General features: G+C 70.0%; 17 protein-coding genes. 5 read left to right on the top strand and 12 right to left on the bottom strand.

Annotated features, from left to right (window positions below; genetic code table 11):
- Positions 1 to 91: 91 nt before the first annotated feature.
- From ACGFSB_RS23880 to ACGFSB_RS23865, 4 genes are all read right to left on the bottom strand, one after another.
- On the bottom strand, positions 92 to 1,192 hold the full coding sequence (locus tag ACGFSB_RS23880; RefSeq protein ID WP_393402655.1) for an acyl-CoA dehydrogenase family protein: 1,101 nt from the start codon (positions 1,190 to 1,192) through the stop codon (positions 92 to 94).
- Complete coding sequence (locus tag ACGFSB_RS23875) at positions 1,189 to 2,406, bottom strand: acyl-CoA dehydrogenase family protein (RefSeq protein WP_393402652.1); 1,218 nt, start codon at positions 2,404 to 2,406, stop codon at positions 1,189 to 1,191. The genes ACGFSB_RS23880 and ACGFSB_RS23875 overlap by 4 nt, the downstream gene beginning before the upstream one ends.
- The gene (locus ACGFSB_RS23870) at positions 2,403 to 3,371 is read right to left on the bottom strand and encodes an NADPH:quinone oxidoreductase family protein (RefSeq protein WP_393402650.1); all 969 of its coding nucleotides are present in this window, start codon (positions 3,369 to 3,371) and stop codon (positions 2,403 to 2,405) included. The genes ACGFSB_RS23875 and ACGFSB_RS23870 overlap by 4 nt, the downstream gene beginning before the upstream one ends.
- Positions 3,372 to 3,454: 83 nt before the next feature.
- Positions 3,455 to 4,090, bottom strand: a complete 636-nt coding sequence (locus ACGFSB_RS23865; protein WP_393402646.1) for a helix-turn-helix domain-containing protein — start codon at positions 4,088 to 4,090, stop codon at positions 3,455 to 3,457.
- 106 nt (positions 4,091 to 4,196) lie between these two features.
- Here ACGFSB_RS23865 and ACGFSB_RS23860 point away from each other — a divergent pair, with 106 nt between their 5' ends.
- Together ACGFSB_RS23860 and ACGFSB_RS23855 are read left to right on the top strand one after the other, a co-directional pair.
- Positions 4,197 to 5,234 (top strand): NAD(P)/FAD-dependent oxidoreductase, encoded by a 1,038-nt coding sequence (locus tag ACGFSB_RS23860; RefSeq protein ID WP_393402799.1) that lies wholly within the window; start codon positions 4,197 to 4,199, stop codon positions 5,232 to 5,234.
- An 86-nt stretch (positions 5,235 to 5,320) separates the two neighbouring features.
- A complete protein-coding gene (locus tag ACGFSB_RS23855) occupies positions 5,321 to 6,241 on the top strand; it encodes an SDR family oxidoreductase (RefSeq protein WP_393402644.1) in 921 nt (306 codons plus the stop codon).
- A gap of 50 nt (positions 6,242 to 6,291) precedes the next feature.
- Here ACGFSB_RS23855 and ACGFSB_RS23850 read toward each other — a convergent pair whose 3' ends face one another.
- The 8 genes from ACGFSB_RS23850 to ACGFSB_RS23815 all read right to left on the bottom strand — a co-directional run bounded on the left by ACGFSB_RS23850 (position 6,292) and on the right by ACGFSB_RS23815 (position 15,203).
- Positions 6,292 to 7,131, bottom strand: a complete 840-nt coding sequence (locus ACGFSB_RS23850) for an enoyl-CoA hydratase/isomerase family protein (RefSeq protein WP_393402642.1) — start codon at positions 7,129 to 7,131, stop codon at positions 6,292 to 6,294.
- A 74-nt stretch (positions 7,132 to 7,205) separates the two neighbouring features.
- Positions 7,206 to 7,958 carry a PIG-L deacetylase family protein gene (locus ACGFSB_RS23845; protein WP_393402640.1) on the bottom strand — a complete coding sequence of 251 codons (753 nt, stop codon included), beginning with the start codon at positions 7,956 to 7,958 and terminating at the stop codon, positions 7,206 to 7,208.
- 39 nt (positions 7,959 to 7,997) lie between these two features.
- Positions 7,998 to 9,323, bottom strand: a complete 1,326-nt coding sequence (locus tag ACGFSB_RS23840; RefSeq protein ID WP_393402637.1) for an alpha/beta fold hydrolase — start codon at positions 9,321 to 9,323, stop codon at positions 7,998 to 8,000.
- 93 nt (positions 9,324 to 9,416) lie between these two features.
- Positions 9,417 to 10,439 (bottom strand): LacI family DNA-binding transcriptional regulator, encoded by a 1,023-nt coding sequence (locus ACGFSB_RS23835; RefSeq protein WP_393402635.1) that lies wholly within the window; start codon positions 10,437 to 10,439, stop codon positions 9,417 to 9,419.
- A gap of 69 nt (positions 10,440 to 10,508) precedes the next feature.
- Positions 10,509 to 11,624 carry a rhamnose ABC transporter substrate-binding protein gene (gene rhaS / locus ACGFSB_RS23830; protein ID WP_393402632.1) on the bottom strand — a complete coding sequence of 372 codons (1,116 nt, stop codon included), beginning with the start codon at positions 11,622 to 11,624 and terminating at the stop codon, positions 10,509 to 10,511.
- Positions 11,625 to 11,660: 36 nt separating this feature from the next.
- Positions 11,661 to 12,659: an ABC transporter permease gene (locus ACGFSB_RS23825; protein WP_393402630.1), complete on the bottom strand. Its 999-nt coding sequence runs from the start codon at positions 12,657 to 12,659 to the stop codon at positions 11,661 to 11,663.
- Complete coding sequence (locus tag ACGFSB_RS23820; protein ID WP_393402628.1) at positions 12,652 to 13,710, bottom strand: ABC transporter permease; 1,059 nt, start codon at positions 13,708 to 13,710, stop codon at positions 12,652 to 12,654. Before ACGFSB_RS23820 ends, ACGFSB_RS23825 begins: the two co-directional genes overlap by 8 nt.
- Positions 13,707 to 15,203, bottom strand: coding sequence for a sugar ABC transporter ATP-binding protein (locus tag ACGFSB_RS23815; RefSeq protein WP_393402625.1), 1,497 nt, complete (start codon positions 15,201 to 15,203; stop codon positions 13,707 to 13,709). The genes ACGFSB_RS23820 and ACGFSB_RS23815 overlap by 4 nt, the downstream gene beginning before the upstream one ends.
- A 314-nt stretch (positions 15,204 to 15,517) precedes the next feature.
- Here ACGFSB_RS23815 and ACGFSB_RS23810 point away from each other — a divergent pair, with 314 nt between their 5' ends.
- The 3 genes from ACGFSB_RS23810 to ACGFSB_RS23800 are packed head-to-tail and all read left to right on the top strand — an operon-like array spanning position 15,518 to position 21,963.
- On the top strand, positions 15,518 to 18,715 hold the full coding sequence (locus ACGFSB_RS23810; RefSeq protein WP_393402623.1) for an alpha-L-rhamnosidase: 3,198 nt from the start codon (positions 15,518 to 15,520) through the stop codon (positions 18,713 to 18,715).
- Positions 18,716 to 18,748: 33 nt separating this feature from the next.
- Positions 18,749 to 19,918, top strand: a complete 1,170-nt coding sequence (gene rhaI / locus ACGFSB_RS23805) for an L-rhamnose isomerase (protein WP_393402621.1) — start codon at positions 18,749 to 18,751, stop codon at positions 19,916 to 19,918.
- Between the two features lie 5 nt (positions 19,919 to 19,923).
- On the top strand, positions 19,924 to 21,963 hold the full coding sequence (locus tag ACGFSB_RS23800; RefSeq protein WP_393402796.1) for a bifunctional aldolase/short-chain dehydrogenase: 2,040 nt from the start codon (positions 19,924 to 19,926) through the stop codon (positions 21,961 to 21,963).
- Positions 21,964 to 22,142 lie beyond the last annotated feature (179 nt).

Raw genomic sequence — 22,142 nt, 5'->3', positions numbered from 1 at the left:
AGATCAACAGTTATTGCGAACGGTTCGCAATTATGCCTCATGTAATGGGTGGGTAAAACGCGTGATGATCAGCGGGCAGGGCAGGCCGGGGTCACGGAGCTTGCAGATTCACGAGCCCGGCAAGCTCCTCCCGGTGCCGCCCCACTGTGCCGAGCGCGATCGAGTCGGCTTTGGCACGCTTGAGGCAGAGGTGGACAGGGTGCTCCCACGTCATTCCGATGCCGCCGTGCAGTTGGAGCGCCTCCTCGGCGATGTGCACGGTGGCCGGCGACGCGTACGCCTGCGCGAGGGACACCGCGATGTCGGCGTCCGCGCTCGATGCGGCGAGAGTGTCGGCCGCGTTACGGGCTGCGGCGCGCATGTTGACCACCTCGAGCCAGAGCTGGGCGAGCCGGTGCTTGAGCGCCTGGAAGGAACCGACGGGCCGGTTGAACTGGTTCCGTTCCTTCGTGTAGCGGACGGTCTCGCTCAAGCACCAGTCGGCAACGCCCAGTTGCTCGGAGGCCAGGAGTCCGGCTCCCGCCCGCAGTCCCCTCCGTACAGCGGGTCCGGCTTCCGAACTGACCGCACGCGCGCGTGCCCGGTCGAAAGTGACCGTGGCGAGCGGCCGCGTGAGGTCGAGCGAGGTCTGCGGTGCGACGATGACGCCGTCCTGCGTCACGTCCACCGCGTACAAGCCCTCGCCGGCAGGGACCAGGAACACATCGGCGGCCACCGCGTCGGCGACACCCGTGACACGACCGTGCAGGGTCCCGGCCTCCGCGCGTACGTCGGGCAGGGCGCCGCCCGGTGCGGCCGACAGCGGCACGGTGAGCACGCCGACGGTTCGCCCTGATGCCAGCGCGCCAAGGAGCTCCCTCGCCTCGTCACTGTCGCAGGCCAGCAGGGTCTCGGTCGCGATGACGGCGCTGGTCAGATACGGTACGGGCGCGACCGCGCGGCCCAACTCCTCCAGGACCACGGCGACTTCACGGTGCGTGGCGCCCTGGCCGCCGAGGCTCTCCGGCACGAGCAGGCCCGCGAGACCCATGCCGTCCGTGAGCGCCTTCCACAGTTCGCGGTCGTGCGGTTCGGCGGTCTCGGCGCGGGCGAGCACGGCGGCGGTGTCGCAGTGGTCGGCGAGGAGGCCGCGCACCACCGAGCGCAGCGCCTCTTCCTCTTCGGAGTAGAGCAGGTCGCGCTGCGAACTCATCGGGCCAGGTCCTTCCATGCGACGTCCTTGTCGGTGCGCGGCTCGGACGGCAGACCGAGAACGCGCTCGGCGACGATGTTGAGCAGCACCTCGCTGGTGCCGCCCTCGATACTGTTGCCCTTGGACCGCAGATAGCGGTAGCCCGCGTCACGGCCGACGAAGTCGACCTTCTCGGGCCGCCGCATCGTCCAGTCCTCGTACAACAGCCCTTCCTCGCCGAGGAGTTCCACCTCCAGACCGCTGATCTCCTGGTTCAGACGGGCGAACCCGAGCTTCATGCCTGAGCCCTCCGGGCCCGGGTGCCCCGCGACGAGCTGCTGGCGGAGCCGCTCCCCGGTGACCCTGGCCACCTCGGCCTCGACCCACAGCTTCAACAGCCGCTGGTGCAGGTCGTGGGTGCGCAACTCGGGGCGCTCGCGCCAGACTTCGGCGAGGGGGCCGATCATGCCGCCCTCACGCGGGATGCGGGCGCCGCCGATGGACACGCGCTCGTTCATGAGGGTGGTCTGCGCGACCTTCCAGCCGTCGCCGATCTCGCCGATGCGGTGCGCGTCCGGGATGCGGACGCCGGTGAGGAAGACCTCGTTGAACTCGGCCTCGCCGGTGATCTGGCGCAGCGGCCTGACCTCGACGCCCGGGTCGCTCATGTCACAGACGAAGTACGTGATGCCTCGGTGTTTGGGCAGCTCCGGGTCGGTGCGGGCGATGAGGATGGCCCAGCGCGCGGCGTGCGCGCCGGACGTCCACACCTTCTGCCCGTCGACCACCCAGCTTCCCCCACTCTCGGCTTCGCTCGAGCGGGAGGTGCCCCCATCGTCACGGACGGCGCGCGTGCCCAGGGCGGCGAGGTCGGACCCGGCGCCCGGCTCACTGAAGAGCTGGCACCACACCTCGTCGCCGATCCACAGCGGCCGCAGGAAGCGCCGCTTCTGCTCCTCCGTGCCGAAGCGCAGGATGGTCGGCGCCGCCATGCCAAGGCCGATTCCGATGCGGCGGGGATCGTTGTCGGGCGCGCCCGCCGCCTCCAACTCGGTTTCCACGACGGCCTGTAGGGCCCGCGCGACCCCGAGCCCGCCGAGACCCTCCGGGTAGTGCACCCAGGCGAGTCCCGCGTCGAAGCGGGCTTTGAGGAACTCGGTGCGTTCCGTCGCCCCGGGCGGATGCGCGGCGAGGAACTCCTGGGTCCGGCGGCGCAGTTCGGCTCCATCCGTCATGCGGCGCCGCCCTCGGGGAGCACGGCCACCCGCCCCGTGGTGACACCGTCGGCGACGCGCTGGACGGCGTCGGCCGCGTCGCTCAGGGGCACGCGCTCGCTGATGAGCGGCTTGATCGCACCCTTGGCCGCGAGCTGGGTGAGCTCCTCGTGGCAGCGGAGGATCGCCTGCGGGTCCTTGGTGTTGTAGAGGCCCCAGTGCAGGCCGACGATCGAGTAGTTCTTCACCAGGGCGTGGTTGAGCGCGGCCGTCGGGATGACGCCGCTCGCGAAGCCGACGACGATGATCCGGCCCTCGAAGGCGACACACTTCGTGGACTGGGCGTACGCGTCGCCGCCGACGGGGTCGTAGACGACATCGGCACCACGGCCGCCGGTGGCTTCCTTGACCGCGCCGATCACGTTCTCCGTACGCCGGTCGATGACGATATCGCAGCCGAGCTCGCGCGCGACCTCGGCCTTCGCGGCGCCGCCGACGACACCGATGACCTTGGCCCCCGCCGCCTTGCCGAGCTGTACGGCGGCACTGCCGACACCGCCTGCGGCCGCGTGCACCAAGAGGGTCTCGCCCGCCTGGAGGTGCGCGCGGCGGTGCAGGCCGAACCAGCCGGTCTGGTAGCCGATGTGCAGCGCGGCGGCCTCGGCGTCGTCCAGGGCATCGGGCGCGGGAAGCACGGCCGCCGCGTCCGCGATCGCGTACTCGGCGAAACCGCCGTACGGAAGGGCGGGGTTGGCGATCACGCGTCGCCCGTCCTCGGTCTCGCCGCAGATCTCCACGCCGGGCGTGAACGGCAGCGGAGGCGTGACCTGATACTGCCCCCGGCAGAGCAGGGCGTCGGGGAAGTTGATGTTGGCGGCGCGGACCTTCAGGAGCAGTTGTCCATCGCCGGGAACCGGCCGGTCCACGTCCTCCAGGCGCATCACCGCGCTCGGCTCGCCGTTCGTGTGCACTTGCCATGCCTGCATGCGGGGCCTCCACGGGGCTTTCGTAGACCAAGCTCCGTCGCATACTAAGCGGTCGCTTGCAGACAGGGGAACCGTCTCGTCGGTCAGCTTTCCCCTTCTGCTTTCCCCTTCTGCTCTGCTTTCCCCTTCTGCCGAGCGGGTCGCGCCCGTACGTGCATCCGCTCGCCCTGCGGCCCGAACAGGCTGAGGAACTCCACGGGACCATCCCCGGCGGAGCCGAACCAATGCGGGACCCGCGTGTCGAATTCCGCGGCCTCACCCGCACCGAGCACCACGTCGTGGTCGCCGAGGACCAGGCGCAGCCGCCCGGACAGGATGTACAGCCACTCGTACCCCTCGTGCGTACGCGGGTCGGGCTCCCCCGAGCGGGCCGGCTCGATCACCTTGTACGCCTGGAGGCCGCCGGGCTGGCGCGTCAGCGGGAGCATCGTGCGGCCGCCCCGGACGATCGGCTTGGAGCGCACGCGCGGGTCGCCCACCGGCGGGGCACCGACCAGCTCGTCCAGGGGGACCTGGTGGGCGCGTGCGATGGGCAGCAGCAGTTCGAGGCTTGGCTTGCGGTGGCCCGACTCCAGGCGGGACAGGGTGCTCACCGAGATGCCGGTCGCGGCGGACAGGCCCGCGAGGGTGGCGTCGCGCTCCTTGCGGATGCGGCGCAGCCTGGGGCCGACTTCGGTGAGGACCTGGTCCATCGCTTCCGGCTCTTCCGTCTCACTCATGGTTCCACCATGCCGCACTTCTTGCGGTATCGGCAAATGTGCTTGTCGAAATCGCACGCGTAGAGGGATGGTGCCCGTGGAGGTGGTCACCGTGACCCTGAACAACATGCGAAATGAGGCGTACGGCAATGAGGCGTACGACGTGGTCGTCGTCGGAGGCGGCGCGGCGGGGCTGAGCGCGGCACTCGTGCTCGGCCGCTCGCGACGGAGCGTCCTGGTCATCGACGCGGGCGAGCCGCGCAACGCGCCGGCCGCACACATGCAGGGCTATCTGTCGCGGGACGGGATGCCGCCCGCCGAGTTCTTCGCCGAGGGGCGGCGGGAGCTGGAGCGGTACGGCGTCGAGTTCGTACGGGACCGCGTGACGGCCGTGACGCCCGACGCGGACGGCGAGTTCGGACTCTCCCTCGCGGACGGCGGGCCGGTGCACGCCCGCCGCGTCGTCCTGGCCACGGGGCTCGTGGACGAGCTTCCCGATGTGCCTGGCGTCGCCGAGCGCTGGGGCCGTGACGTGCTGCACTGCCCGTACTGCCACGGCTGGGAGGTGCGGGACGAACCCTTCGGCGTACTGGCCCAGAAGCCCTTCAACAGCCACCAGGCACTGCTCCTCACCCAGTGGTCCAAGGACGTGACGCTCTTCCTGCACACCGTGGCGGATGCGGACCTGCCGGACGCGGAGTGGGAGCGCCTCGCGGCCGCCGGAGTCTCGGTGGTGGAGGGCGAGGTCGCGGGCCTCGAGATCGAGGACGACCTTCTGACGGGCGTGCGCCTCGCCGACGGACGTGTCGTTCCCCGCTCGGTGCTGTTCGTCGCCACGAAGGCGGTGGCCCGCGGCAGCCTCATCGGCGCCCTCGGCGCCGAGGTCAAGGACACCCCGCACGGGCCGTACCCGGTGGTGGACGAGACGGGCCGCACGAGCATCCCGGGCATCTGGGCGGTCGGCAACGCCGCGAGCCCCATGGAACAGGTGATCAACGCGGCGAGTGCGGGCTACCGGGCCGGATTGATGATCAACGCCGAACTTGTCATAGGGGACATCGACGCGACGGCGGCCCGGCGGCGTGCGGGGATCTTCTCGCCGGAGGCGGAGGCTCGGGTGGCCGCGGTGGTGGGTGGCGACCGCGTGCACGGCCTGACCCACTAGCGCTTGTGCAATTCCCCTCCGGGCATGGAGCTTTCGTCCCGTACGCGGTATCGATGCGCGCACGACGCGACGGAAGGGACGTGCGCATGAACGACGACGAGGCCGCCGTGGTATCCGACGGGCCGGGCAGGGCACTGCCCGGCCTGCCCGCACCTCCCCCGCCGGGTGCGAGCGCGCTGCCGCCCGGCACGTACGACGGAACGGTCGTCCTGGTCACCGGCGGCGGGACCGGCCTCGGCAAGGCGATCGCCACGGAATTCGCGCGGCTCGGCGCGGATCTGGTGATCGCGAGCCGCAAGGAGGAGCGACTCAAGGCGGCGCGGGACGAACTCGCGGCCCTCGGCGGGCGGGTGACTGCCGTGCCGTGCGACATCCGGGACCCGGACCGCGTCGCCGAGGTCTTCGAGGCGGCACAGGAGACGTACGGCCTGCCGGACATCCTGGTCAACAACGCCGCCGCGAACTTCCCTGTCCCCGCCGAGGACATGTCATCGAACGCCTGGCGCTCGGTCGTGGACATCACGCTCACCGGGACGTTCTTCATGACGCGCGAGTTCGGCCGCCGCCATCTCGCGGCGGGCACGCCCGGCTCGGTCATCAACGTCGGAGCGTCGTACGCGTGGACGGGCGGGCCCGGTTTCGCCCACAGCGCGGCGGCCAAGGCGGGCGTGAAGAGCCTCGTCGAGACCCTCTCCGTGGAATGGGGCCCGTACGGGATCCAGGTGAACGGCCTGGTGCCGGGCCTGATGCCGCACGAGGACATGACCGCGGACATCAGGGGGAACCTCGACCGGGCCCGAAACAAGGCCGCCCGCCAGCCCGCCCTCCGCGCGGGCGCGCCACGCGAACTGGGCTGGGCCGCGACCTTCCTCGCCTCGCCCTACGCCCGCTTCATCACGGGGCACACCCTGGTCGTCGACGGCGCGAACTGGCAGCGCCGCGGCCTGGTGAGCCCGGAGGTGGTGACGGTGCGCGAGCAGATGGGGCTAGGGCGTTTCGAGGGATAGCCGCTTCGAGGGACAGCCGCGCGGCCCACTCCCCCACGCCCCTACTTCCCCTACTTTCCCTCGAAGGTGGCCGCCCGCCGCTCACCCTTCGCCGCGTACCCGGCACGCGAGTCCTCCGACGTCAGCGTGATCGCCGCGTTCATCGCGACCCGGTCGAGGGCGGCGTCCATCCCCGCGTCCGCGTACGCGTCGATGCCCCGCTTGATGCCCTGGACGGCCAGCGGGCCGTTCGCCGCGATCTCGGCGGCGACTTCGCGGGCCGTCTTGGCCAACCCATCCCCCGGCGTGACCAGCTGGACGAGCCGCAGCCGCTCAGCCGTGGCCGCGTCGATGCGGCGCCCGGTGAGCGAGAGCAGCTTGGCCCAGCCCGCGCCCGCGTCCCGCGCGATCCGCAGATCGCCGCCCGCGTCGACCGCCACCCCGATCTGCGCCTCGGGCAGCGCGAACACCGCGTCGTCGGAGGCGATCCGGACGTCCGCCATCAGTGCGAGCTCGAATCCGAAGCCCAGGCAGTAGCCCTGCACGGCGGCGACAATGGGCTGCGGCAATCCCGCGAAGGCGCGGAAGCGCTCATGCACCCAGCGAAGCCCCTCGTAGTAGTTGCGGGTGCGTTCGGAACCCGAGCGGCCGTCGATCGCGCCGAACCCGTTGAGCGACGTGACATCGATCCCCGCACAGAACGCCCGACCTTCGGCCCGCAGCAGCACGACCCTGATCGAGTCGTCGAAGCGGATCCGGTCGGCGAAGATGCCGAGTTGGCGTGTGGACTCCCAGCTCCACGCGTTGAGCTTGGCCGGGTGACAGAGGGTGAGGATGCCGAGCCCGTCCTCGATGTCGAGGCGCAGCCGCTCCGTGCCTTCCGGAATGTCCGTGCCGATGGTATCGATCATCAAGGACCAGCTCCTGCCTACGCTTCTGATGATCCGTCAGGAAAGTGACGTACCGTCAGAGTAGTGGCGCTCGCTCAGCGGCTGAAGACCTCGAAAGACACGGCGGGCTTCCCGCCGAAGCGCGGCGCCATCCGCTGGGCGTTGCCGGTGAGGAACTCACGGCAGTACTTCTCGGGGTCCTCCTGCGTCAACACCTCGATGTACGTGCGGTGTTCGAGGAGCGAGCGCACGGAGCGCTCGAGCCCGGCCGTCGCGTCCGCCGCGTGCGTGGGCGACGAGGAACCGGCGACGGCCACCCAGCGCACGCCGTTCCAGGGCTCGAGCGCGTCTTCCTCGATCAGCTCGGGGAAGATCCAGCGGTTGCCCGCGTCCGCCACGGCGTCGAGGGTGGCGCGGCCGACGGCGACGTGGTCCGGGGTGTTCCAGGCGACGCCACCCCACGTGTCTCGGTGGTTGAGCGTGATCACGAGTTCGGGCCGGTGCCTGCGGACCGCGGCGGCGATGTCGCGGCGCAACGCCGTCCCGTACTCGATCACGCCGTCCTTGTGGTCGAGGAACTCCACCGTCGACACGCCGACGACGGCCGCGCTGGCCCGCTGCTCCCGCTCGCGCAGCGGCGCGCACGTGGCGGGGTCGAGGGTGTCGATGCCCGCCTCGCCTCGGCTGGCGAGGAGGTAGGCGACCTCGCGCCCGCCGTCCGTCCAGCCTGCGATGGCGGCCGAGCAGCCGTACTCCAGGTCGTCGGGGTGGGCGACGACGGCGAGGGCGCGCTGCCAGTCCTCGGGCATGGGGGCGAGCTGGTCGTTCTCGTTCAACGGCTCTGTCATGCCCGCAGCCTAGCTTCGCCGGATCCGTCCGCCGAGGGCTTAAGCCTCGCCCCTGGCAAGGGCGAGGAGCCGGTCGAGTACGCGCGGCGGGCCCACCCGCAGGCCGTCGTGCTCGTACTCGTCGGTGACCCAGGTGCGCAGGCCGCGGATGGAGCGTGCGGTGCGCAGGGAGTGGGCGGTGTCGACGTACATGTCGTCGTGGTAGATGGCCGCGGCGACCGGTACCTCGTTCGCGGCGAGGCGCGCGGTGTCGTACAGGGGCGCCCAACCGGTGCGCGCGGCAAGGAGGTCGGCGGTCTCGCGCAGTGGCCGCAGCGCCGGGTCGCAGTCGAACTGCCAGCGCTGGACGGCTTCCCCGGTGAAGAGGAGCGGGGCGTCCCCGTCGAGCGCCTTGCCGGGATCGAATTGCGGGAACTCACCGCGCAGCCGCTCCGCCGACCAGTCGGTGGGCCGCTCGCCCTGCCCGTAGATGGTCTCGTGCATGAGCGCGAACAGCGGTCGCCCCCGGAGCGACAGGGCGGCCTGTACGTCTTCCTGGAACGCGTCGGAGAGCGCGAGCCCTGTCGGCGTACGGACGAAGGCGTCCTCGATGAGGTAGTGGAGGCGGTGGCTGCCGTCGGTCGTGCCGAGCAGCATCCCGAGGGACTGGAACGCCTCCACGGTGAGGCGGTAGCCGCCGTTCAGGACCGGCTCGTGCTCGGCGAGGTGGGCGGCGATGCGGCGGGTGCGCTCGACGTCCTGGGGGTAGCGGGCGTAGTGGGCGACGGTCTTGCGCTCCATGCGCGGGTAGGCGGCGCGGTAGACGTCGTCCGCGTGACCGTCGAGCGTGGGCAGGCCGCCGGTGATGATCGCGGTGTGCAGCCCTTCGGGGGCCGCCGAGAGGTAGTGGGTCGCGCAGAAGCCGCCGAAGCTCTGGCCGAGGACGGTCCAGGGGGCGCCGCCGGTCAGCTCGCGCCGGATCAGCTCGCAGTCGCGGACGATGGAGTCGGCGCGGAAGTGGGCGAGGTAGTCGGCCTGTTCGCGAGGGCCGCCGCGCAGCGGGAGCGTCTGGCGCGTGGCCGGAGTGGAACTGCCGGTTCCGCGCTGATCGAGGAGCAGCACCCGGAAGTCCTGAAGGGCCCGGCCGAGCCATGCCTCCTTGCCCGCGAACCGGTTGGCCCCGCACCCGGGCCCGCCCTGCAGATACACCAGCCACGGCAGGTCGGCCCCCTCGTGCGCGCTCGCCACGGCCGCACGGGCGAAGACCTCGATCCGCTCCCCCGTAGGAGTGTCGTGGTCCAGGGGCACGGAGAAGCGGTGGTCGGTGAGGACGACGCCGGGCTGGTGATAGGAGGCGGTGGCGGTCAAGGGGGCTCCTGGGCGCATACGGAACTGGGCACATACGGAAGGGCACATACGGAAGGGCACATACGGAAGGGGACGCTTCGCCCCAGTTCAGCACACCCGGCGCGGGGGCGGTCAGCGGGGCACCAGGCTGGAGCGCCGCACCACGAGCTCCGGCTGGAGGACCACACGCCGGTGCTCGTGCTCGCGGCCTTCCGGGGCGGCGTCCGGCTCGGCCTCCTCCAGGAGGAGTTCCGCGGCCATCGCGCCCATGGTGACGGCGGGCTGGCGCACCGAGGTGAGCGGGACGACGGCTGCCGCGGCGAACTCGATGTCGTCGTAGCCGACGATGGCGATGTCCTCGGGGACGCTGACCCCGGCCGCGTACATCGCCTGGAGCACCCCGAGCGCGAGCAGGTCGTTGGCGCAGAAGACGGCGGTCGGCCGCTCGGCGAGGCCGAGTACGCGGGCGCCCGCGTCGCGGCCCGCGGCCACGTCGAGACGTTCGGTGGGGAGTTCCCGCAGCGCCGACGCGGGCAGACCCGACTCGGCGAGGGCCTGGAGTGCGCCGTCCCTGCGGTCCTTGACCTGGTTGAGTCCGGGCGGACCGCTCACGTACGCGATGCTGCGATGCCCGGTGTCGACGAGGTGGCGCACCGCGAGCGCCCCGCCGAGGACGTCGTCCACGGAGACGGAGCATTCGGTAGCGCCTTCGGCGACCCGGTCGACCAGGACGAACGGGATCGCGTGCCGGCGGAACACCTCGATGTTCTGCCCCGTCGCGTCCGCCGGGGTCAGCAGGACGCCACGGACCCGCTGTTCGGCGAAGAGCGCCAGGTACTCGGCCTCTTCGGAGGGGCTCTGTCCGCTGTTGCACATCATGACGCGGAGCCCGGCGTCGCGCGCGGCCCGTTCGGCACCGCGCGCGACGTCCACGAAGAAGGGGTTGCCCATGTCGAGCACGAGGAGCGCCATGATGCGGCTCTGCCCCGCGCGCAGCTGCCGTGCGGACTCGCTGCGGACGTAGCCGAGTCTCTCGATCACAGACTGCACCCGGTGGCGGGTCTCTTCGGAGACCACGTCCGGGCGGTTGATCACGTTCGACACGGTGCCCACCGACACCCCGGCGTGCTTCGCCACGTCTTTGATGCCGACCATGTGTCCCCTTGTTCCGTTGCTCCCGCGGTGCCGTGTGCACCGCAGTATGCGATCCCCTATGCGATCCCCTCAGAATTTGTACTGGTCGATGTTCTCCTTGTCGAAGACGGTCGGTTCGCCGAGGTCGACGACGCCCTTGTCACCGATGGTGAAGCTGCCGAGGTCGCCCGCCTTGAACGTCTCGCCCTTCTTGCCGGTGATCTGGCCGGACTTCAGCGCCACGGCCGCATGTGCGGCGAGCGCGCCGAGCTCGGCGGGGTCCCACAGTTCGAAGCCTTCGACGGTGCCGTTCTTCACGTACTGGCGCATGTCGTTGGGCGTGCCGAGGCCGGTGAGCCGCACCTTGCCCTTGTACTTCGATCCCGAAAGGTACTGGGCTGCCGCCTTGATGCCGACCGTGGTCGGCGAGATGATCCCGGCCAGCTTCGGGTGCTCCTGGAGCAGTCCCTGGGTCTGCTGGAAGGACTGCTGGGCGTCGTCGTTGCCGTAGGCGGTCTTGACCAGCTTCATGTTCTTGTACTTGGGCTTCTTCAGCTCGTCCTTCATGTAGCCGATCCAGGTGTTCTGGTTCGTCGCGGTCTGGGCGGCGGAGAGGATCGCGATGTCGCCCTTGTAGCCGAGCTGCTTGCCGAGCAGCTCCACCTGGGTGCGGCCGAGCGCTTCGGCGCTGGACTGCGAGACGAAGACGTCACGGCATCCGGGGTTGGTGTCCGAGTCGTACGTGACGACCTTGATGTCGTTCTTCATGGCCTGCTTGAGGGCGGTGCACAGGGCGCCGGGGTCCTGCGCGGAGACGGCCATGGCGTCGACCTGCTGCTGGGTCAGCGTGTTCACGTAGCTGACCTGTCCGCTGGTGTCGGTGGCACTGTTGGGCCCTGTCTCCTTGTACGACGATCCGAGCTCTTTGAGTGCCTTCTCGCCGCCCTTGTCGGCGACGGTGAAGTACGGGTTGTTGACCTGCTTCGGTAGGAAGGCGACGGTGAGGCCCTTCTTGGTGGCCGCGCCCGGGTCGGCCTTGGCGTTCGACGCCTTGCCCGCGTCGTCGTCCTTCGAGGACTCCTTGGTGGTCCCTCCGCAGGCGGTGGCGGTGAGGGCGAGCGAGGTGACGGCGGCCAGGGTCACACAGGCGCGGGTGAGGGCTGCGCGGCGGGGAGACCGGTAGGGGGAGCGGCGGGGAGAGAGCATCGTTGGTCCCTTTCGGACTGATCGGCGTACGAGGGGTCAGCGGGCCGGAGCGGCGGCACGGCGGCCCGCTCCGGCGGTGGCGATCTGCCGGGCGACTCGCGGCCCGAGCACGGACACGACGAGCAGCAAGCCGGTGACGACGATCTGCGACTGTGCGGAGACGTTGAGCAGGCTCATCGCGTTCTGCAGCGCACCGAGCAGGAAGACTCCGGCGATCGCGCCACCGAGGGTGCCCTTGCCGCCGTCGAAGTCGATGCCGCCGAGCAGTACGGCGGCGACGACGGACAGTTCGAGCCCGGTGGCGTTGTCGTAGCGGGCGCTCGCGTAGTGCAGCGCCCAGAAGATGCCGGTGAGCGAGGCCATGAGCCCGGTGGCGACGAACAGCCACAGCTTGTGCCGCTTGACGCGGACGCCCGCGAACCGTGCGGCCTCCTCATTGGCGCCGATCGCGAAGAGCGAGCGCCCGAAGGGCGTGGCGTGCAGGACGACGACGGCGATGGCGAGCAGCGCGATGAACGGCAGGAAGGCGTACGGCAGGAAGGTGTCACCCACCTGTCCGGCCGCGAAGTCCAGGTACTGCGAGGGGAAGTCGGTGACGGCGTCCGAGCCGAGCACGATCTGTGCGACGCCCCGGTAGGCAGCCATGGTGCCGATGGTGACGGCGAGCGACGGCAGCCCCAGCCGGGTCACCAGGAGACCGTTGATCAGGCCGCAGGCGACTCCGAGGAGGAGCACGAGCGGAATGATCGTCTCGATGGCCATGCCCGCGTTCCAGAGAGCGCCCATCACTGCTCCGGAGAGCCCCGCTGTCGAGGCCACCGAGAGATCGATCTCTCCGGAGACGACGAGGAGCGTCATCGGGAGGGCGATCAGCGCGATGGGAAGCGTGTTGCCGATGAGGAACGACAGGTTGAGGGCGTTCCCGAAACCGTCGACAAAGGAGAACGACATCAGGAGGAGGACGACAAGGAGGGCGCCGACAACGGTGTCCCAGCGGACGGCGCGCGTAAGCGTGAGCCGGGTGGAGTCAGCCATGGCGGCCAGCCCTTCTGTTCGATGCGGCCCTCTTCGTCAGGGCCTTGGCGACGCGCAGGGCGACGATCCGGTCGACGGCGATGGCCAGGACGAGCAGTACGCCGTTGATGGCGAGCACCCACACGGAGCTGACGCCGAGCGCGGGAAGCACGCTGTTGATGGAGGTCAGCAGGAGTGCGCCGAGTGCCGCGCCGTAGACGCTGCCGGAGCCGCCGGTGAAGACGACGCCGCCGACCACGACGGCGCTGACGACGGTCAGTTCATAGCCGTTGCCGGTGGCGGAGTCGACGTTGCCGAAGCGGGCGAGGTAGAGGGCTCCCGCGAGTCCGGCGAGCGCCCCGCAGGCGGTGTACGCGGCGAGGATGCGCTTGCGGACGGGGATTCCGGCGAGGCGTGCGGCCTCGGGGTTGGAGCCGAGGGCGTAGAGCTCGCGCCCGCCGCCGAAGTGCCGTAGGTAGTACGCGACGGCGATCAGGACGGCGAGCGCGATCAGCGCCAGATACGGCACCGCCGAGATCCCGCCGGAGCCGAAGTCGACGTATCCGCCGGGCAGGTCGGACGCGGTGATCTGCCGGGAGCCGACCCAGATCGAGTCGACCCCCCGGATGACGTAGAGCGTGCCGAGCGTCACGACGAGCGCGGGCACCTGGCCCAGGCTGACCAGCGCGCCGTTGAGGAGACCGCAGCCGACGCCGAGTGCGACAGCGAGGAGGATCGCGATCGTCGAGTTCCCGCCGCCTTGGAGGTAGTTGCCGGCGGCGAAGGCGCTGATCCCGAGTGTCGAACCGACGGACAGGTCGACGTTGCGGGTGATGACGACCAGGGCCTGCCCGGTCGCGACGAGGACGAGGATGGTCGCGTTCAGGAGCAGGTCCTTGATGCCCTGTTCGGACAGGAACTCGCTGTTGCCCGCCTGGGTGATGCCGATCATCACCAGGAAGACCAGCAGGATGGCGAGTTCACGCATCTTGAAGACGCGGTCCACCAGGCGGGCGCCCCCGGCCTTCTCCGGGTCGACGGCGGGTGCGGGGCTCTGCGTGGTCACGCTCATGCCGTCCTCCCGGTGGCGGCGGCCATCACGGACTCCTCGGTCGCCCGCGCGCGCGGGATCTCGGCGGCGAGCCGTCCTTCGTGCATGACGAGGACCCGGTCGGCCATGCCGAGGATCTCGGGCAGGTCGGAGGAGATCATCAGGACGGCGACCCCGTCAGCGGCGAGTTCGGACAGCAGACGGTGCACTTCGGCCTTGGTGCCGACGTCGATGCCGCGGGTCGGTTCGTCCACGATCAGCACTTGGGGCCTGGTGGCGAGCCACTTGGCGAGGACGACCTTCTGCTGGTTTCCGCCGGACAGGGTGCCGACGGCGTCGGCGATCCGCGCGTACTTCACCTGAAGTCGCACCGCCCAGTCGAGTGAGCGGCTGCGTTCGGCGCCGCGGTCCATGAGGCCCGCCCGCACGGTCGTACGCAGCCCGGTCAGCCCGATGTTGCGCTCGATGGACATGTCCATCACCAGGCCCTGGGCGCGCCGGTCCTCGGGGACGAGCGCGAGCCCGGCCGCCATGGCGGTACTCGGGGCGCCGTTGACAAGCGCCCGCCCCTGCACCTCGACGGTTCCGGCATCCCACCGGTCGACGCCGAACACGGCCCGCGCGACCTCGCTGCGTCCGGCCCCTACGAGCCCGGCGAGGCCGACGATCTCACCGCGCCGCACGTCGAACGACACATCGACGAAGACACCCTCTCGGGTCAGCCTGCGGACGCTCAGCGCGATGTCCCCCACCTGTGTGTCCTGCTTCGGGTAGAGCTCGCCGAGGTCGCGGCCCACCATGCGGCGTACGAGATCGTCCTCGGTCAGGCCGTCGAGCGGCTCGCTCGCGATCAGGGCGCCGTCCCGGAGCGTGGTGACACGCTGGCACAGCTCGAAGATCTCCTCGAGGCGGTGCGAGATGAACAGCACCGCGGCGCCCTGTTCGCGCAGGGTGCGGACGACTCCGAAGAGGCGGGCCACTTCGCTGCCGGTGAGCGCCGCGGTCGGCTCGTCCATGATCAGGACCCGGGCGTCGAAGGAGAGCGCCTTGGCGATCTCGACGATCTGCTGGTCGGCGATGGAGAGCCCGCGCGCGGGCTGGTCGGGGTCGAGGTCCACGGCAAGGCGCTTGAACAGCGCGTCGGCCGCGGAGTGCACTGCCTTGTGGTCAACGCGGCCGAAGGAGCGGCGGGGCTGGCGCCCCATGAAGATGTTCTCCGCGACGGAGAGGTCGGGGAAGAGCGTCGGCTCCTGGTAGATGACGGCGACGCCCGCGGCCCTGGCGTCACCAGGGCCGTGGAAGACGACCGGGGAGCCGTCGAGCGACAGCTCTCCCGTGTCCGGCCTGTGGACCCCGGCGAGGGTCTTGATGAGGGTGGATTTCCCTGCGCCGTTCTCGCCCGCGAGGGCGTGCGCCTCACCGGCGTACAGCTCCAGGGAGACGTCGTGCAGGGCGTGTACGGCCCCGAAGGACTTACTCAGGCCCTGCACGGCCAGGACGGGGGGCTCTCTCATAGGTAGCACCGATCGGTCACGAAGGGCATACGGCTTCTGGCATCGGGAAGAGGCGCGGGAATCAGGCGTCGGGCGTCATCGGTCGGGCATCATCGGGAGTCACCTGTCGGACACCCGGCGTGAAAGGTTTCAATCAATTTTCAGGGAAGCTAAACCCGCGCCAACTACGACGTCAATGGGCAGGACTTGAAAATCCTGTTGCTGCACGACTTACCAAGGGTGAGCACCCCGAGGCCCCTTGACAGCACGCGACGCTCTCCCTAACTTCGCCTTTCGTGAAACGATTCATCGTCGAGTCGTTACGGAGTCGAGTTGTGATCAGCAGAAGACGACTGCTCAGCACCACCGCCACGGCCGCCCTGGGAACGGCGATGGCCGCCGGGGCCGTTCCGGCAGCCATCGCCGCCCCGTCCCCCACGGACCGGGCCCTACGCGTGACCAGACCGACCGTGGAGTACGTGAGACACCCCCTCGGTCTCGACGTGCCGCGCCCGAGGCTGAGTTGGCCCCTGGCGTCCGACAAGGAGGGCCAGAAACAGAGCGCCTACCAGGTACGGGTGGCCACCTCCCCGGCCCGCCTGCCCGAGCCCGACGTCTGGGACAGCGGCAAGGTCGCGTCGAGCGACTCGGTCCTCGTCCCCTACGCGGGGCCCGACCTCAAGTCCCGTACGCGCTACTACTGGTCGGTCCGGGTCTGGGACGCCGCGGGCAAGGCGTCCGCGTGGAGCGAGCCCTCCTGGTGGGAGACGGGGCTCTCCACGGCATCGGACTGGTCGGCACGGTGGATCGGCGCACCCGCGTCCCTCATCGGCGCGCCGGCCCTGGACAAGGCCTCGTGGATCTGGTTCCCCGAGGGCGATCCCGCGAGCAGCGCACCGGCGGCCACGCGGTGGTTCCGCGGCCGTGTCGACATCCCGGACGGGGTCACCCGCGCGCGGGTGGTCATGACGGCCGACGACGGCTACACGGCGTACGTGAACGGCACCCGCGTCGCGCACGCCGATGCGGACAGTGCCGCCGACAACTGGCGCCGCCCCGCGGTCGTCGACGTGACCTCCCAACTGCGCCCCGGCGCCACGGTCATCGCCGTCTCCGCCACCAATGCCACGACCGGTCCTGCCGGTCTGCTCGGCGTCCTGGAACTGACGACCGCCGACGGTGTGCGCGTCCTCAGCACCGACGGCACATGGAAGACCACCGACAAGGAGCCATCGGGCGACTGGCAGTCCGCGGGATACGACGACGGATCCTGGTCGGCGTCGAAGGTCCTCGCCGCGTGGGGCGGTGGCCCCTGGGGCAAGGTCGCGCCGAGCCACTCCCCCGCCGCCCAGCTGCGCCACGAGTTCCGCCTCAAGCGGGGCGGGACCGTCGCGCGGGCCCGGCTGTACTCCACGGCGCTCGGCCTCTACGACGCCTGGCTGAACGGCGAGCGGGTCGGCGACGACCGTCTGGCGCCCGGCTGGACGGACTACAACACGCGGGTCCAGTACCAGACGTACGACGTGACCGAGCAGCTCAAGTCCGGCGCCAACGCGCTCGGCGTGACGGTCGCGGCCGGCTGGTACGCGGGGAACGTCGGCATGTTCGGTCCGCATCAGTACGGCGAACGACCCGCGTTCCTGGGCCAGTTGGAGGTCACGTACACCGACGGCTCGACCGAGCGTGTGCTCTCCGGCACCGACTGGCGCGCCGCCACGGGCCCGGTGACCGCCGCCGACCTCCTGTCGGGCGAGGACTACGACGCCCGCCTGGAGACCGCGGGCTGGACGAACGCCGGATTCGACGACTCGGACTGGATCGCGGCCGATGCCGTCGACAAGGTCAAGGCCGCTGTCGTGGCCCAGGTCGACGGGCACACGCGCGTGGAGAGCGAGATATCCGCCCGGAAGGTGACCGAGCCGAAGCCCGGCGTCTTCGTCTTCGACCTCGGTCAGAACATGGTCGGCGCGGTCCGTCTCACCGTCTCAGGGAAGGCAGGCACGAAGGTCCGGTTGCGCCACGCGGAGGTCCTGAACCCCGACGGCACGGTCTACACCACGAACCTGCGGAGCGCGGGCGCCACCGACACGTACACGCTCAAGGGCGGTGGCAAGGAGACGTACGAACCGCGGTTCACCTTCCACGGCTTCCGCTACGTAGAGGTGACGGGCTATCCGGGCAAGCCACCGCTCGACGCGGTGCTCGGCCGCGTGATCCACACGTCGGCGCCGTTCACCATGGACTTCAAGACGAACGTCCCCATGCTCAATCAGCTGCACAGCAACATCACATGGGGCCAGCGCGGCAACTTCCTCTCCATCCCCACCGACACCCCCGCTCGCGACGAGCGGCTCGGCTGGACCGGTGACATCAACGTCTTCGCGCCGACCGCCGCCTACACGATGGAGTCGGCGCGCTTCCTCACGAAGTGGCTCGACGACCTGCGCGACAGCCAGGCCGACGACGGCGCCTTCACCGACGTGGCGCCGTTCGTCGGCACGGTCGGCAAGGGCGTGGCCGGCTGGGGCGACGCCGGAGTGACCGTCCCCTGGGCGCTGTACCAGGCGTACGGGGACAAGCGGGTCCTGGAGCAGTCATGGTCCTCGATGCTGAAGTGGCTCGAGTATCTGGAGAAGCACAGCACCGGATATCTGCGGCCCGCCGAGGGCTACGGAGACTGGCTCAACATCCAGGACGAGACCCCCAAGGATGTCATCGGCACCGCCTACTTCGCGCACAGTGCCGACCTGGTCGCGCAGGCCGCCGAAGCCCTTGGCAAGGACCCGGCGCCGTACAAGAAGCTCTTCGGCAGTGTTCGTGACGCCTTCCGCGCGGCGTACGTGACCGGCGGCGGCCGGGTGAAGGGCGACACGCAGACCGCGTACGTCCTCGCCCTGTCCATGAACCTCCTCACGGACAGCGACCGCGCACCGGCGGCCACGCGCCTGGTGGAGCTCATCAAGTCCAAGGAATGGCATCTGTCGACGGGCTTCCTCGGCACTCCGCGCCTGCTCCCCGTCCTGACGGCCACCGGTCACACGGACGTCGCCTACCGCCTTCTCGTCCAGAGGTCCTTCCCCAGCTGGGGCTACCAGATCGACAAGGGCGCCACGACGATGTGGGAGCGCTGGGACTCCATCAAGCCGGACGGCAGCTTCCAGGACGCGGGCATGAACTCCTTCAACCACTATGCCTACGGCTCGGTGGGCGAGTGGATGTACACGAACATCGCGGGCATCGCACCCGCTGATCCCGGTTTCCGCAAGGTTCTCGTCCGCCCGCGCCCCGGCGGCGGCGTGACCGAGGCGGAGAGCAGTTTCGACGCGCTCTACGGCCCGGTCACCACCCGCTGGAAGACGGACTCCGAAGGGTTCCGTCTCACGCTCACCCTCCCCGCCAACACCACGGCGGAGGTCTGGATCCCCGCCGACGATCGATCCCAAGTGGCCCATGGCACGACGGAGTTCCTGCGGATGGACGACGGCTGCGCCGTCTTCGCCGCGGCCTCCGGCACGCACCGATTCTCCAACTGACTCACCTCGACCGAACTTTCGGAAGGCTGCGCGATGACCGCCGGAATCAGCAAGGACGCCGTCAAAGCGGCACTCACCACCCAGGCCTTGGAGACCCCGTCCTGGGCGTACGGCAACTCCGGTACGCGCTTCAAGGTCTTCGCGCAGCCAGGCGTCCCCCGCACGACACACGAGAAGCTGGACGACGCGGCCCGTGTGCACGCGCACACGGGAGCCGCACCCAGCGTGGCCCTGCACATCCCCTGGGACCGCGTGGACGACTACAGCGCACTCTCGGCATACGCGGCCGACCGCGGTCTGACCCTGGGCACGATCAACGCCAACGTCTTCCAGGACGACGACTACAAACTGGGCTCGGTCACCAACCCCGATCCCACCGTGCGCCGCAAGGCGCTCGACCACCTCATCGAGTGCGTGGACATCATGGACGCGACGGGTTCACGCGACCTGAAGCTGTGGTTCTCCGACGGCATCAACTACCCCGGCCAGGACGACATCCGCGCCCGCCAGGACCGCCTGTCCGAGGCCCTGCACACCACCTACGACCGGCTCGGCGACGACCAGCGCATGTTCATCGAGTACAAGCTCTTCGAGCCGGCCTTCTACGCGACGGACATCCCGGACTGGGGCACGGCCTACGCGCACTGCCTCAAGCTGGGCCCCAAGGCACAGGTCGTCGTCGACACCGGCCATCACGCCCCGGGCACCAACATCGAGTTCATCGTCGCGATGCTGCTGCGCGAGGGCCGTCTCGGAGCCTTCGACTTCAACTCGCGCTTCTACGCGGACGACGACCTGATGGCGGGCGCCGCGGACCCCTTCCAGCTCTTCCGGATCATGTACGAGGTCGTCCGCGGCGGCGGCCTCACCTCGGACATCGCGTTCATGCTCGACCAGTGTCACAACATCGAGGCGAAGATCCCCGCGATCATCCGCTCGGTGATGAACGTGCAGGAAGCCACGGCGAAAGCGCTCCTCGTGGACGCCGAAGAGCTGGCAGAGGCCCAGCGGACGGGCGATGTCCTCGCCGCCAACGCCGCCCTGATGGACGCGTACAACACGGACGTCCGGCCCCTACTGGCAGAAGTCAGGGAGGACTCGGGGATCGACCCGGATCCCATGAGGGCGTATCGGCGCTCAGGATGGCAGGAGCAGATCGTCAAGGACCGGGTCGGCGGCGAGCAGGCCGGATGGGGGGCATGAGCGACATGACACAGCACGCACGGATCAAGGAACTCCTGGACCGCGCCCACCGCTTGGGCGCCGACCCGCGCAACACCAATTACGCGGGCGGCAACGCTTCGGCGAAGGGCACGGCGCCCGACCCGGTGACGGGCGCGGACACCGACCTGATGTGGGTCAAGGGCTCGGGCGGCGACCTGGGCACACTCACCGAGGAGGGACTTGCGGTCCTGCGCCTCGACCGCCTCCACGCGCTCAAGGAGGTGTACGGGGGCGTGGAGCACGAGGACGACATGGTCACGGCCTTCGACTACTGCCTGCACGGCAAGGGCGGCGCTGCCCCTTCCATCGACACGGCCATGCACGCCCTGGTGGACGCACCGCACGTGGACCACCTCCATCCGGACTCGGGCATCGCCCTGGCCTGTGCCGCGGACGGCGAGAAGCTGACAGCCGAATGCTTCGGCGACACCGTCGTCTGGGTGCCCTGGCGCCGCCCCGGCTTCCAACTGGGCCTGGACATCGCCGCGGTGAAGGAGGCCAATCCGCAGTCGATCGGCTGCGTCCTCGGCGGTCACGGCATCACCGCGTGGGGCGCGACGGCGGCCGAGTGCGAGCGCAATTCGCTACACATCATCCGCACCGCAGAGGAATTCCTCACCCGGCAGGGAAAGCCCACCCCCTTCGGCCCGGTCCTCGACGACCACGCCCCGCTCCCCACCCCGGCCCGCCGCCGACGGGCGTCCGAACTGGCCCCGCACGTCCGCGCGCTGGCATCTCAGGACCGCCCGCAGATCGGCCACTTCACCGACACGGACACGGTCCTGGACTTCCTGGCCCGCACGGAACACCCACGCCTGGCGGCCCTCGGCACCTCCTGCCCGGACCACTTCCTCCGCACGAAGATCAGGCCACTGGTCCTGGACCTCCCGCCAAGCACCCCCTTGGAGGAGACGATCGCCCGCCTGAAGGAACTGCACACCGCTTACCGAGAGGAGTACGCGGCGTACTACACCCGCCACGCCGGCCTCGACTCCCCCGCGATGCGCGGCGCCGACCCGGCGATCGTCCTCGTCCCGGGCGTGGGCATGTTCTCCTTCGGCAAGGACAAGCAAACAGCCCGTGTGGCGGGCGAGTTCTACGTAAACGCCATCAACGTGATGCGAGGCGCCGAGTCCGTCTCGGCCTACGCCCCGATCACCGAGTCGGAGAAGTTCCGCATCGAGTACTGGCCCCTCGAAGAAGCCAAGCTCCAGCGCATGACGAAGCCCAAGCCACTGGCCACCCGTGTGGCCCTGGTGACCGGCGCGGGCAGCGGCATCGGCAAGGCGATTGCGCACCGCTTGGCCGCGGAGGGCGCCTGCGTCGTGGTAGCGGACCTGAACGCCGACAACGCGGCGGCGGTGGCAGCCGAGTTGGGCGGCCTGGACAAGGCCATCGCGATCACCGTGGACGTGACGTCGGAGGAGCAGATCACCGACGCCTTCGCCGCCACGGCCCTCGCCTTCGGCGGAGTCGACCTGGTGGTGAACAACGCCGGCATCTCCATCTCCAAGCCCTTCCTGGAGACCACGGCCCGCGACTGGGACCTGCAACACGACATCATGGCCCGCGGTTCATTCCTGGTCTCCCGAGAGGCGGCCCGCATCATGCGGAGCCAGTCCCTGGGCGGCGACATCATCTACATCACGTCGAAGAACGCGGTGTTCGCGGGCCCGAACAACATCGCGTACTCCGCCACGAAGGCGGACCAGGCACACCAAGTCCGCCTCTTGGCAGCCGAGTTGGGCGAGCACGGCATCCGGGTGAACGGCATCAACCCGGACGGCGTTGTCCGCGGCTCAGGAATCTTCGCGGGCGGCTGGGGTGCGCAGCGTGCCGCGACGTACGGGATCGAGGAGGAGAACCTGGGTGAGTTCTACGCCCAACGAACCCTTCTCAAGCGCGAGGTGCTGCCCGAGCATGTGGCGAACGCGGTCTTCGCCCTGACGGCAGGCGACCTGACCCATACGACGGGCCTGCACATACCCGTGGACGCGGGCGTCGCGGCGGCGTTCTTGCGGTAGCCGACCGGGCCCTGCGCCGCACGCGGACCGGAGGGGACGTGTCGGTTTCTCCGCCCGGAGCGCGGTTCCCAGGACTCCGGCGCCGAAGTAGCCAAGCGCTCAGACCGTGATGGCGAGGACGGACACACCAGCGCGGCCCCGCCCCGGGAAACCACGAAGCGAGAACCCGCACCCGGCCA

Source organism: Streptomyces sp. NPDC048441 (assembly GCF_043200235.1).
Lineage (GTDB): Bacteria > Actinomycetota > Actinomycetes > Streptomycetales > Streptomycetaceae > Streptomyces.
Note: the sequence above shows the minus strand (reverse complement) of the source record. Positions and strands in the feature narration are given on the sequence as shown.

Coding starts and splice junctions, on each gene's coding strand:
- ACGFSB_RS23880 (WP_393402655.1), bottom strand. CDS start 1,192: ATGAGTTCGCAGCGCGACCTGCTCTACTCCGAAGAGGAAGAGGCGCTG.
- ACGFSB_RS23875 (WP_393402652.1), bottom strand. CDS start 2,406: ATGACGGATGGAGCCGAACTGCGCCGCCGGACCCAGGAGTTCCTCGCC.
- ACGFSB_RS23870 (WP_393402650.1), bottom strand. CDS start 3,371: ATGCAGGCATGGCAAGTGCACACGAACGGCGAGCCGAGCGCGGTGATG.
- ACGFSB_RS23865 (WP_393402646.1), bottom strand. CDS start 4,090: ATGAGTGAGACGGAAGAGCCGGAAGCGATGGACCAGGTCCTCACCGAA.
- ACGFSB_RS23860 (WP_393402799.1), top strand. CDS start 4,197: ATGCGAAATGAGGCGTACGGCAATGAGGCGTACGACGTGGTCGTCGTC.
- ACGFSB_RS23855 (WP_393402644.1), top strand. CDS start 5,321: ATGAACGACGACGAGGCCGCCGTGGTATCCGACGGGCCGGGCAGGGCA.
- ACGFSB_RS23850 (WP_393402642.1), bottom strand. CDS start 7,131: ATGATCGATACCATCGGCACGGACATTCCGGAAGGCACGGAGCGGCTG.
- ACGFSB_RS23845 (WP_393402640.1), bottom strand. CDS start 7,958: ATGACAGAGCCGTTGAACGAGAACGACCAGCTCGCCCCCATGCCCGAG.
- ACGFSB_RS23840 (WP_393402637.1), bottom strand. CDS start 9,323: ATGCGCCCAGGAGCCCCCTTGACCGCCACCGCCTCCTATCACCAGCCC.
- ACGFSB_RS23835 (WP_393402635.1), bottom strand. CDS start 10,439: ATGGTCGGCATCAAAGACGTGGCGAAGCACGCCGGGGTGTCGGTGGGC.
- rhaS (WP_393402632.1), bottom strand. CDS start 11,624: ATGCTCTCTCCCCGCCGCTCCCCCTACCGGTCTCCCCGCCGCGCAGCC.
- ACGFSB_RS23825 (WP_393402630.1), bottom strand. CDS start 12,659: ATGGCTGACTCCACCCGGCTCACGCTTACGCGCGCCGTCCGCTGGGAC.
- ACGFSB_RS23820 (WP_393402628.1), bottom strand. CDS start 13,710: ATGAGCGTGACCACGCAGAGCCCCGCACCCGCCGTCGACCCGGAGAAG.
- ACGFSB_RS23815 (WP_393402625.1), bottom strand. CDS start 15,203: ATGAGAGAGCCCCCCGTCCTGGCCGTGCAGGGCCTGAGTAAGTCCTTC.
- rhaI (WP_393402621.1), top strand. CDS start 18,749: ATGACCGCCGGAATCAGCAAGGACGCCGTCAAAGCGGCACTCACCACC.
- ACGFSB_RS23800 (WP_393402796.1), top strand. CDS start 19,924: ATGACACAGCACGCACGGATCAAGGAACTCCTGGACCGCGCCCACCGC.